Source organism: Pseudomonas sp. SG-MS2 (genome assembly GCF_009933855.1).
Taxonomy (GTDB): domain Bacteria; phylum Pseudomonadota; class Gammaproteobacteria; order Pseudomonadales; family Pseudomonadaceae; genus Aquipseudomonas; species Aquipseudomonas putida_E.
In genome coordinates, this window is the sequence record NZ_MOMO01000011.1 from 1 (window position 1) to 10,097 (window position 10,097).

Genomic DNA, 10,097 nt, shown 5'->3' on the forward strand with positions numbered 1-10,097 from the left:
CAAGACAGTTTCGCTCACGTATCCATCCTTTGCATGGGGGCGCGTCGCTCTGAGCTTAGCGCCTTAAGAGGCAGGTGCAGCGCTGCGCTGCACGGCTGCCAGCAAGGCCGTGGCACTCGCGCCACGGCAATCCACAATCTGTTGTGCCCCTGCGGCCCTGGCCTGCTCGGCCACCCTGGGGCTCGGCACGAACAATGGCAAGCGCGCCACACGCGGCCAATCGGCAGCGGCCATCCGTTGCAGGTGTTCAAGACCCTGCCCACTGCTGACCACCACGCCGTTCAGGCGTTCCGCTTCGATGCGACCCACCAGCGTGCCCGCCGGATACACCGGCAGGCAACGACGATACAGTTCCAGATAATCGACACTAGCACCTTGCTCTGCAAGACGCTCGGCCAGCAGTTCGCGACCCCCTACACCACGCACGATCAGGACACGTGGCGCAGGCCCCGCCATAGCCTCGTGCAAGGCCGGGAGCGTGAGCAAGGCTTCGCTGTCGTCACCCTGTGCAGGGTAAGTCACCGTCAGCCCCGCAGACTGCAACACCGCCGCCGTGGCTTCACCTACAGTGAACCATCCGGCTGAAGGGGGCTGCAGCCCTGCTTGTGCGAGCTGCGCAAGCAGCAACCTGGCTGCAGGTTTACTGACCACGATCATGGCCTGGCACTGCCCTAGCCCGGCAAGCTGCTGGCGCTGCCGAGCGTCCGGTTGCACTGGCTCGATCGCCAGCAAGGGCAGGCAGGCGCTGGCAATGCCGGCAGCTGCCAGCGTCTGCGCCAGCGCCGCGCAGTCCTCTTCAGGACGGGTCAGCAACAGGCGCCAGGGGCTCACGGGTGCCCGGCCTCACCGTAGACTTCCTTGAGAATGGCCGCGGCACCTTGGCCCAGCAGGTCTTCGGCCACCTGCACCCCCAACGTTTCGGCGGATGCCCGCGGTGCACGGGCGTCAGCCACCAACAGGGTCCCACCGCTGGGCTGGCCAACCAGCCCGCGCAGCCATAGTTGCTCGCCTTCGAGCACGGCATAGCAGGCAATCGGTACCTGGCAGCCGCCGTTCAAGTGCTTGTTCAACGCTCGTTCGGCCACCACACGGTCAGCGGTATCGGCGTGGTGCAAAGGCGCCAACAGCGCATGGATCTCGCTGTCTGCGCTACGGCATTCGATGCCCACCGCGCCCTGGCCACCGGCCGGCAGGCTGTCGTCGACGCTGATGCTGGCGGTGATGCGTTCTTCGAAGCCCAGGCGGATCAGGCCCGCCGCGGCAAGGATGATGGCGTCGTACTCACCGGCATCGAGCTTGGCCAGGCGAGTGTTGACGTTGCCGCGCAGAAAGCGGATTTGCAGGTCAGGGCGGCGCGCCAGCAACTGGGCCTGACGGCGCAGGCTGGAGGTGCCGACGATGCTACCGGCAGGCAGAGCCTCAAGGCTGGGAAAATGGTTGGAAACGAAGGCATCGCGCGGGTCTTCACGTTCACAGATGCAGTACAGGCCCAGGCCTTCGGGGAAGTCCATGGGTACGTCCTTCATCGAATGCACGGCGATGTCGGCCTCATTGTCCAGCAGGGCGGTTTCCAGCTCCTTGACGAACAGGCCTTTGCCGCCGATCTTCGCCAGCGGCGCGTCGAGCAGTTTGTCGCCGCGGCTGACCATGGGCACCAGAGTCACCAGAAGGCCAGGGTGCGCCTGTTCGAGGCGGGCTTTGACGTATTCGGCCTGCCACAGGGCCAAGGCACTTTTACGGGTGGCAATGCGGATTTCGCGAGTGGACATGGAACGCCCCAATACTTAGGAATGCCGCCGATGATAACAGCTCCGTCGGTATCGCTAGCAGATGTGGGTCACGATCCAGTTTTGCCTTGTGCGCCCTCATCGCCGTTTGCCGGAGATGAGGGCCCTGCAGGGCTCAGAGCGTCTGCATCATCTTGCGTACGCCAGCCACATGCCGGCGGCTGACAGTCAAGGCATCACCATCCAGGCCTTTGAGGAACAGTTGAAAATGCCCAAGCGGCGTGCGCTGCAGGCGTTCGATGCGCTCGCGGGCTACCAGGGCGTTGCGGTGGATACGCACGAAGCGTTCGCCGAACTCATCTTCCAGTGCCTTGAGTGGCTCATCAAGCAGCACTTCACCTGCTTCATGGCGCAACGTCACATATTTGTGGTCGGCGATGAAATAGATCACCTGCGGCAAAGGGATCAGCTCGATGCCCTTGCGCGTACGCGCGCTGATATGGCTGCGCGGGCCACCCCCTTCACTGCCCGGCCGGGTCAGCGCCGCCAACTGCGTACGGCTGGGTTTCTCAGCCTTGCGCAAGGCATCGCGCAGGGCATGGGGATGGATCGGTTTGGTTACATGGCTGAGGGTGCTGTCCGTGAAAGCCTCTGCGCCGTATTCATCGTCACCGGTGCAGAACACCACCGACGGTGGCGCTTCGCGCTCGCACAGGCGGGCCGCGACCTGCAGGCCATCGAGGCCCGGCATACCGATGTCCAGGAGGACCACATCGGGCTTGAGGCTTTCGATCAGGGCCAGGGCCTCCTCGCCGTTGGTGGCGCTGGGCTCCAGCACGGTGTACCCCTCCAGTTCCCCGAATAACCGCGTCAAGCGTTCACGGGCTTGGGGTTCGTCATCAACGATCAGGACATTCATAATTGCTCTGGATTCCTGAGTGAGTCTCGCACAGGTATAGCGTAGACAGTTGCAGGTCGAGCGACACTGCGGTCACGCTCTAGACCAATACGATGGCCAAAGATTCACTGCGCCGGCAGATTCGCTGCCAGTCCTTTGTCCAACTGTAGACGGTCCGTGGAACACTGCCGTTCAATCGTTGAATATCGTCTTCGCCTGCATTGAGCGCTGTTTTCTGCAGATTTCTGTCGACCGGCGTCCTTCGGCCACAAGCCCAACCCTGCTATTATCGGCGCCACTTTTTCGTTCACGCCTTCAACGAGTGAATCCATGAGCACCGACAAGACCAATCAGTCCTGGGGCGGCCGCTTCAGTGAACCCGTCGACGCCTTCGTCGCCCGCTTCACCGCCTCGGTCGATTTCGACAAGCGCCTGTACCGCCACGACATCATGGGTTCGATCGCCCACGCCACCATGCTGGCGCAGGTCGGTGTACTCAGCGATGCCGAGCGCGACACCATCATCGATGGCCTGAACACCATCCAGGGTGAAATCGAAGCCGGCAATTTCGACTGGCGCGTCGACCTCGAAGACGTGCACATGAACATCGAAGCACGCCTGACCGACCGCATCGGCATTACCGGCAAGAAGCTGCACACCGGCCGTAGCCGCAACGACCAGGTCGCCACCGACATCCGCCTGTGGCTGCGCGACGAGATCGACCTGATTCTGGCCGAGATCACCCGCCTGCAGCAGGGCCTGCTGGAACAGGCCGAGCGTGAAGCCGAAACCATCATGCCGGGCTTCACCCACCTGCAGACCGCTCAGCCAGTCACCTTCGGCCACCACCTGCTGGCCTGGTTCGAAATGCTCAGCCGTGACTACGAGCGCCTGGTCGACTGCCGCAAGCGCGCCAACCGCATGCCTCTGGGCAGCGCTGCGCTGGCTGGCACCACCTACCCGATCGACCGCGAACTGACCTGCAAGCTATTGGGTTTCGAAGCCATTGCCGGCAACTCGCTGGATGGCGTTTCGGACCGTGATTTCGCCATCGAATTCTGCGCTGCCGCCAGCGTGGCGATGATGCACCTGTCGCGCTTCTCCGAAGAGCTGGTGCTGTGGACCAGCGCCCAGTTCCAGTTCGTCGATCTGCCCGACCGTTTCTGCACTGGCAGCTCGATCATGCCGCAGAAGAAGAACCCGGACGTGCCGGAGCTGGTGCGTGGCAAGAGCGGCCGTGTGTTCGGCGCCCTGACCGGCCTGCTGACCTTGATGAAAGGCCAGCCGCTGGCCTACAACAAGGACAACCAGGAAGACAAGGAGCCGCTGTTCGACGCCGCCGATACCCTGCGCGATTCGCTGCGTGCCTTTGCCGACATGATCCCAGCCATCAAGCCACGCCACGCGATCATGCGCGAAGCGGCCCTGCGCGGCTTCTCTACCGCCACCGACCTGGCCGACTACCTGGTGCGCCGCGGCCTGCCGTTCCGTGATTGCCACGAAATCGTCGGCCATGCCGTGAAGTATGGCGTCGACACCGGCAAGGATCTGGCCGAGATGAGCCTGGACGAACTGCGCCAGTTCAGCGACCAGATCGAGCAGGATGTGTTCGCCGTGCTGACCCTGGAAGGCTCGGTGAATGCCCGCGACCACATTGGCGGCACTGCGCCGGCGCAGGTGCGTGCTGCCGTTGTACGTGGCAAGGCGCTGCTGGCTTCGCGCTAAGCGCCATTGCGAGGGCTTGGCCCTCGATCCCCGGCAAGCCGGCTCCCACTCGACCGCATCGGCTTCAAGCCCTGTGCAGTACCAGTAGGAGCCGGCCTGCCGGCGATTGGGCTACAAGGCAGCCCTGGTCTTCAGCGCTTACCGCTGCGAATCATCTCCATGAAGGCCGGCATCGCCGCCTCCTTGTCTGCCACGATCCGCGCCATATGCGGGTTTTCGTGCATTTTCTGCAGCAGCGCCTTGGCCTCAGGGAAGTCGGCGAGGAAGTCGACGTTCAGCACCTTCTTGCCTACTGCACAAGCCAGGTCGACCGAGAAGCAGAACATCAGGTCGGCAATCGTCAGTTGTTCACCGGCTACATAGGGTGCAAAACGGCCATTGCGCTTCAACGTGGCGAACCCCGCCAGCAGATCCGCACGCGCGCGCTCCTTGATCAATGGCTCTACCGCCGCGCCAAAGAACGACTCGGCATAGCAGGTACGGGCCGGCAGCTCGATGTACAGCTCGATCTCCTTGAGCAGCTCGCGCACCTTGGCCTGATCGAACGGGTCGGCTGGCAGCAGCGCCTTACCCGGCTGGGTCTGCTCGATATAGTCGAGAATCACACCGGTTTCGCTGAGCAAGCCGTGTTCGGTCTGCAGCACCGGCACTTTGCCGCGCGGGCTGACGTCCAGCGCCTGAGCCGACTGACCACCATAGAAAGTGACCTCTTCGAACGGCAGGCCCTTTTCCAGCAGGGCCAGCTTGACCATGTTGTAGTAGTTGCTGACCGAGAATCCGTGAAGCTTGAGCATGGGGTAACAGCCTCCAGGCCGTAGGGGATTGGCCGGGCTTTTATAGCTCGTTACGCCAGTGCCTGACCAGCGTCATGCACCCGGTCGATGACCGGGCATTGCCGACGCGGGCATGGCACACTGTGTGCCCAATCACAGGAGTAGCGCCATGAGCGAGCCCACCGACATCGACAATGACGACGAAGCCTTCGCCGAGGCGACGCTGACCCAGGCCATCGAAAACCAGATCGAAAGCGGCGAACCGCCGGCAGCCAAGGCTACGTTCAACAAGCTGAGCCTGGTCGGCTACGAGCGCGAAGACATCCTCAACCTCATGGCCCACGTGCTGGCCATCGAGATCGACAACATGCTCGACGAAGACCGTCCGTTCAACACCGAGTGGTACGAAACCGCCCTGCGCGCTCTGCCCGAGCTGCCACCTGAGGCAGATCAAGGCGAGGACGAATAACCCGGCTACACTCCAGGGTCAGGCACCGCTGGCGGTGCCGCCATCCTCGTCTGGAAGTCAGGAGTCGCCATGTCCTTCACCCCCGAACTGATTGCTGAACTGGAAGTCCTTGCCCTGTTCAACCTGGACAGCAGCCAGGAAGGCATCAAGATTCACGCCAATGCCTCCCCCGCGCTGGTCGCAGCAGCTCGACGCCTGCATGAAAAGCAATTGACCGATCAGCCCGATGGCGGTTACCTCACCAGCCTTGGGCATGACGCAGTCGAAAGCGTGCAACTGCTGCTGAACATTCTCAAGTCGCCCCAGCCGGCATAAACCTGCCCCGCCCCATCGCTGGCAAGCCGGCGATGGGGCCCGCCAAGGCGCAAGAAAAATGGCGTCAAAACTCCAATTGCCGCTTATCCGAGTGCATTACTCAGGCTAAACTCGCCAGAGCTCCCCCGGCCTGCCCTGAGTGTGCAATGACCCACCCCCACGAAATCCGCCCCGATATCGACGAAGGCATCGACCGCAAGGTGCTGGCGAAATTGCGTGCGAGGTTTCTGCAACTGAACACGGGCCGGCTACAGCGCGCCATGGATGGGCTTTCGACCCGCCAGCAACAGGTGTTGACCCTGCTACCGCTGCTGTTTCACGTCAACCACCCGCTGCTGCCTGGCTATGTATCGGGTAGCACCCCGGCCGGCGTGTCGGGCTTCGAGCCCGATGCCAACCTGGTCGCCGAAGGCCAACGGCTGGCGCGATCGTTCACGTACAAGACACGCCTGGGCAACCCCAACCGCCCGATCCACGGCCTGTTCCTGATGGGCAGCCTTGGCACGCTGGCCCAGGCTGAGCAAAGCGACATCGACCTGTGGGTCTGTCATGCCCCCGGCCTGGGTGACAGCCAGCTCGATGAACTGCGACGCAAATGCCAGTTGCTCGAAACCTGGGCCGCCAGCCTGGGCGCCGAAGCACACTGCTTCCTGATCGACCCGCAAAGCTTCGCCCAAGGCCTGCGCGACAGCCAGCTGAGCTCTGACGATTGTGGCACCACCCAGCACTACCTGCTGCTCGACGAGTTCTACCGCACGGCCATCTGGCTGGCCGGGCGCACACCGCTTTGGTGGCTGGTGCCGGCGTATGAAGAGCACAACTACAGCAGCTATACCGAAACCTTGCTGTCCAAGCGTTTCATCCGCAGCACCGATGCCCTCGATCTCGGCAACCTGGCCCACATCCCGGCCGGCGAATTCGTCGGCGCTGGCCTGTGGCAGCTGTTCAAAGGTATCGACTCACCTTACAAGTCACTGCTCAAGCTGTTGCTGACTGAGGCCTACGCCAGCGAACATCCAGCCGTGCGCTGCCTGAGCCTGGACTACAAGCAGGCGGTATTTGCCAACCACCTCGACCTCGACGCGCTCGATCCCTATGTAATGGTTTACCGGCGCATCGAACGCTACCTGCAGGCGCGCGGTGAAACCAGGCGGCTGGAGCTGGCAAGGCGCAGCCTTTACCTGAAGGTCAATAAGAAACTCAGCGGCCTGGACCGCGCACGAAGCAACGGCTGGCAGCGCCGGTTGCTCAAGCGCCTGGTCGATGAGTGGGGTTGGGACGAGCGCCAATTGGCGTTGCTCGACAGCCGCAGCCAATGGAAAGTGCGTCAGGTCGCCGTGGAGCGCCGCGAGCTGGTTGCCGAGCTGAACCATAGCTACCGCTTCCTCAGCCAGTTTGCGCAAAACAACAATGCCAGCAGCCGCGCCGACCAGCGCGACCTGAATGTGCTGGGCCGGCGCCTTTATGCCGCGTTCGAGCGCCGTGCCGGCAAGATAGAAGTGATCAACCCCGGCATTGCCCCGGACCTCGCCGAGGACACCCTGACCCTGGTCCAGTCGCCGAACCGCAAGGAACCCGGCAGCCATCACTGGGGCCTGTACAACGGTAACCTGAGCGTTCACGAATGGGAGCACTTCAGCCCGATCAAACGCTGCCGAGAGCTGATCGAGCTGCTGACCTGGGCGCACCGCAACGGCGTCATCGACAGCACCACGCGCCTGGCGCTGCACCCCGGCGCCAGTGACCTGAACGAGTTCGAGCTGTTCAACCTGCTCGGCAGCCTGCAGCAGAGCATCCCTCTGCCATTGGAAACCGTCAGTGAAGTGCGCCTGTTGCAACCGAGCGTGGCCAACGAGATTCTGCTGCTGGTCAACGTCGGTGTCGATCCGTTGCGACACCATCGCGACTTGAACATCCTGATGACCACCGAGCGAACCGACTCGCTGAGCTACGCGGGCGTTCGCGAAAACCTGGTGCTGACCCTCGACCAGATTACCCTCAACAGCTGGAACGAAGTGTTGGTCCAGCGTTACGACGGCGAGCACGCCCTGGCACGTTGCCTGCGCGATTTCCTCAACAGCCTCGGCCAGCGCAGCCACCGGCCGCGCGTGCGGGTGCGCTGTTTCTGCCACAACCGCGCCCAGGCCATCAGCCAGCGGGTCGAGGAGATTTTCGACACGGTGCAGCTGTTGCTAGATCAGGGGCGCAACCACCGCTACCTGCTCCAGGTGGCGCAGCACACACACGTGCTGGAACTGCTGCCCGGCCAGGTCAGCCTGACCACCCTCGCAGAGCATGAGGCCGTACTCGAATGCCTGGGCGAAGAACGCAGCACCTACAGCCCGCTGTACCTGGATGCCAATGCCCTGCAGGACCACGACCTGCCACTGGTACTGGAAAACGCACGCCCCGGCTGCATCCAGGTGTTCTACCGCCTGCTCGAGGGCTGGGCCGACCTGTATGTGCTGGATGAGTACAATGCCCTGTGGCAGCAACGCCTGCCCTTGCACGACGAAAACCACCTGCTGCTGCCGCTGCAGCGCTTTCTGCGCTCGATGGTAATGCGCCACGACGCACGCGTGCCGCTGGACAACCTGCAGCAAGCACCATTGCAGACCCACTATGCGCAACTGCTGCCCTCGGGGCCGGGCAAGGCACGCAGCATAGAGCCGCGGCCAACGCCAGACGACCTCAATGATCAGCCGTATTACGAGGTGCAGGCCATCCTCCAGGCCGGCACGGGCGATGACATGCATGTCACGCTCTATTGCAATCAGCAGGAGTTTTCCGAGCTGGACCACGGCGATGAGCTCTACACCGTGGTCGCCCGGCAGATTCTCAGCCAGCGCCGCAGCGCCGGGCACTACCGCTGTTACATCACAGATCTTGACCTGTCCGAACTGCTCGATGACGAACGGGGCTCGACCCTCCTCTACCTGCGCTACAAGCGCGAGCTGGAGCAGGCTCTGAACGATGGCCTGGCGCAGTTGCAGGCAACCCTGGAGCCTTGAACCCTCAGAGGTCGAAATCGCCCGCAGCTTCAGGCTGGTACTCGACGGCCAGCAACTTGAGCTTGAGGGTCTTGCCCCCCGGCGCAGGCCAGTCGATCCGCTCGCCCACCGACAAGCCCAGCAGTGCGCAACCAATCGGCGCCAGGATCGATACCTTGCCTTCGCCGCCGGCATCCTTCGGATACACCAGGGTCAGGTGGTAGTCCTTGCCACTGGCTTCTTCGCGGCAGTGCACGCGCGAATTCATGGTCACAACACCAGCCGGCACCTCCTCGTGACCGACCACCTGCTCGGCGCGGTCCAGCTCGTCCTGCAGGGCGAGCACACCCGGGGTACTTTCGTCGAGGCTGTCGATCAGGCGCTCCAGACGCTGCACGTCCAATCGGGTAAGGATGAGGGAAGGCTTGGTGCTCATGATCCAGTCAGACTCCATTGAACAGTGGGTTTTCTAGGGGCAGATAAAGCAAAACCCCGCCCAGAGGGCGGGGTTTGATGAGTGCTTTGGCGTCACCGACGCATAACCCGACACTACCACAGCCGGGCAAATACTCAAGCCTGCGCGCGCAAGGACTCGGCTTCGCGGCAAATCTGCCGGCGCCGTTCGTCGTCGGCCGAACGCCACTCACGAATGTGCTCGACATGGCGATGGCAACCGGTGCAAACGCGCTGTTCATCCAGCCGGCACACGCTGATGCACGGCGACGGCACCGCTGGGCTGACGTTGCTGTAAAGCGGCTTGGCGGGCCGCGCCTGGGCACTCATCTCAGATCTCGTCGAAGTCCAGCTTTTCGCCGGCCCGCTCCCAGACAATCCGCTCGAGCATCTCGCCCAGCAGCTCTTCGCTCTTCTCGCAGACCCACTTGCCGCTCTCTTCGTCGTAGTCGAAGTGGAAGCCACCGGAGCGGTCGGCCAGCCAAAGCTGACGCAGTGGCTCCTGGCGGCTGAAGATCAGCTGGCTGCCGTTGTCGAACTTGATGGTAAGGACGCCGGCGGAATTCTCCATGTCCAGGTCCAGGCCGCTCTCGTCGAACAGGTCTTCCAGGGCCTGTTGGGTGGCGTCGACCAGATCATGGAAACGCGCTTCGCTCAAACTCATTGCAGGAACCTCGAAATTGGCTGCGTTACAGGCAGGCCGGGCACGATACGGGCGCTTGGCGCCAGCCGCAAGCGGCGAGCTCC

General features: G+C 62.9%; 11 protein-coding genes. 4 read left to right on the forward strand and 7 right to left on the reverse strand.

Annotation, left to right across the window (positions count from 1 at the left end):
* Window positions 1-63: 63 nt before the first annotated feature.
* The 3 genes from BLX42_RS00800 to BLX42_RS00810 form a co-directional block, all read right to left on the reverse strand.
* Window positions 64-831 carry a uroporphyrinogen-III synthase gene (locus tag BLX42_RS00800; protein ID WP_115273314.1) on the reverse strand — a complete coding sequence of 256 codons (768 nt, stop codon included), beginning with the start codon at window positions 829-831 and terminating at the stop codon, window positions 64-66.
* Window positions 828-1,769 carry a hydroxymethylbilane synthase gene (gene hemC / locus BLX42_RS00805; RefSeq protein ID WP_046786957.1) on the reverse strand — a complete coding sequence of 314 codons (942 nt, stop codon included), beginning with the start codon at window positions 1,767-1,769 and terminating at the stop codon, window positions 828-830. Before hemC ends, BLX42_RS00800 begins: the two co-directional genes overlap by 4 nt.
* A 133-nt stretch (window positions 1,770-1,902) precedes the next feature.
* Window positions 1,903-2,646 (reverse strand): LytTR family DNA-binding domain-containing protein, encoded by a 744-nt coding sequence (locus BLX42_RS00810; protein ID WP_115273313.1) that lies wholly within the window; start codon window positions 2,644-2,646, stop codon window positions 1,903-1,905.
* Window positions 2,647-2,955: 309 nt separating this feature from the next.
* Here BLX42_RS00810 and argH point away from each other — a divergent pair, with 309 nt between their 5' ends.
* Window positions 2,956-4,350, forward strand: a complete 1,395-nt coding sequence (gene argH / locus BLX42_RS00815; protein WP_125923594.1) for an argininosuccinate lyase — start codon at window positions 2,956-2,958, stop codon at window positions 4,348-4,350.
* A gap of 131 nt (window positions 4,351-4,481) precedes the next feature.
* Here the strand turns inward: argH and BLX42_RS00820 are convergent, their stop codons facing one another.
* Window positions 4,482-5,144 carry a glutathione S-transferase gene (locus tag BLX42_RS00820; protein ID WP_161870949.1) on the reverse strand — a complete coding sequence of 221 codons (663 nt, stop codon included), beginning with the start codon at window positions 5,142-5,144 and terminating at the stop codon, window positions 4,482-4,484.
* A 148-nt stretch (window positions 5,145-5,292) separates the two neighbouring features.
* On the opposite strand from BLX42_RS00820, the gene BLX42_RS00825 reads away from it, so the two are divergent.
* From BLX42_RS00825 to BLX42_RS00835, 3 genes are all read left to right on the forward strand, one after another.
* Window positions 5,293-5,592, forward strand: a complete 300-nt coding sequence (locus tag BLX42_RS00825) for a hypothetical protein (protein WP_046786954.1) — start codon at window positions 5,293-5,295, stop codon at window positions 5,590-5,592.
* 69 nt (window positions 5,593-5,661) lie between these two features.
* Window positions 5,662-5,907, forward strand: a complete 246-nt coding sequence (locus BLX42_RS00830; RefSeq protein WP_012312198.1) for a TIGR02647 family protein — start codon at window positions 5,662-5,664, stop codon at window positions 5,905-5,907.
* A 146-nt stretch (window positions 5,908-6,053) separates the two neighbouring features.
* Window positions 6,054-8,918: a class I adenylate cyclase gene (locus tag BLX42_RS00835; RefSeq protein WP_161870950.1), complete on the forward strand. Its 2,865-nt coding sequence runs from the start codon at window positions 6,054-6,056 to the stop codon at window positions 8,916-8,918.
* 4 nt (window positions 8,919-8,922) lie between these two features.
* On the opposite strand, the gene rnk is transcribed toward BLX42_RS00835, so the two are convergent.
* From rnk to cyaY, 3 genes are all read right to left on the reverse strand, one after another.
* Complete coding sequence (gene rnk, locus BLX42_RS00840) at window positions 8,923-9,333, reverse strand: nucleoside diphosphate kinase regulator (protein WP_161870951.1); 411 nt, start codon at window positions 9,331-9,333, stop codon at window positions 8,923-8,925.
* 134 nt (window positions 9,334-9,467) lie between these two features.
* Window positions 9,468-9,680: a DUF1289 domain-containing protein gene (locus BLX42_RS00845; protein WP_161870952.1), complete on the reverse strand. Its 213-nt coding sequence runs from the start codon at window positions 9,678-9,680 to the stop codon at window positions 9,468-9,470.
* A 1-nt stretch (window position 9,681) separates the two neighbouring features.
* The gene (cyaY, locus tag BLX42_RS00850; protein WP_012312194.1) at window positions 9,682-10,014 is read right to left on the reverse strand and encodes an iron donor protein CyaY; all 333 of its coding nucleotides are present in this window, start codon (window positions 10,012-10,014) and stop codon (window positions 9,682-9,684) included.
* Window positions 10,015-10,097 lie beyond the last annotated feature (83 nt).

Coding starts and splice junctions, on each gene's coding strand:
- hemC (WP_046786957.1), bottom strand. CDS start 1,769: ATGTCCACTCGCGAAATCCGCATTGCCACCCGTAAAAGTGCCTTGGCC.
- BLX42_RS00810 (WP_115273313.1), bottom strand. CDS start 2,646: ATGAATGTCCTGATCGTTGATGACGAACCCCAAGCCCGTGAACGCTTG.
- argH (WP_125923594.1), top strand. CDS start 2,956: ATGAGCACCGACAAGACCAATCAGTCCTGGGGCGGCCGCTTCAGTGAA.
- BLX42_RS00820 (WP_161870949.1), bottom strand. CDS start 5,144: ATGCTCAAGCTTCACGGATTCTCGGTCAGCAACTACTACAACATGGTC.
- BLX42_RS00825 (WP_046786954.1), top strand. CDS start 5,293: ATGAGCGAGCCCACCGACATCGACAATGACGACGAAGCCTTCGCCGAG.
- BLX42_RS00830 (WP_012312198.1), top strand. CDS start 5,662: ATGTCCTTCACCCCCGAACTGATTGCTGAACTGGAAGTCCTTGCCCTG.
- BLX42_RS00835 (WP_161870950.1), top strand. CDS start 6,054: ATGACCCACCCCCACGAAATCCGCCCCGATATCGACGAAGGCATCGAC.
- rnk (WP_161870951.1), bottom strand. CDS start 9,333: ATGAGCACCAAGCCTTCCCTCATCCTTACCCGATTGGACGTGCAGCGT.
- BLX42_RS00845 (WP_161870952.1), bottom strand. CDS start 9,680: ATGAGTGCCCAGGCGCGGCCCGCCAAGCCGCTTTACAGCAACGTCAGC.
- cyaY (WP_012312194.1), bottom strand. CDS start 10,014: ATGAGTTTGAGCGAAGCGCGTTTCCATGATCTGGTCGACGCCACCCAA.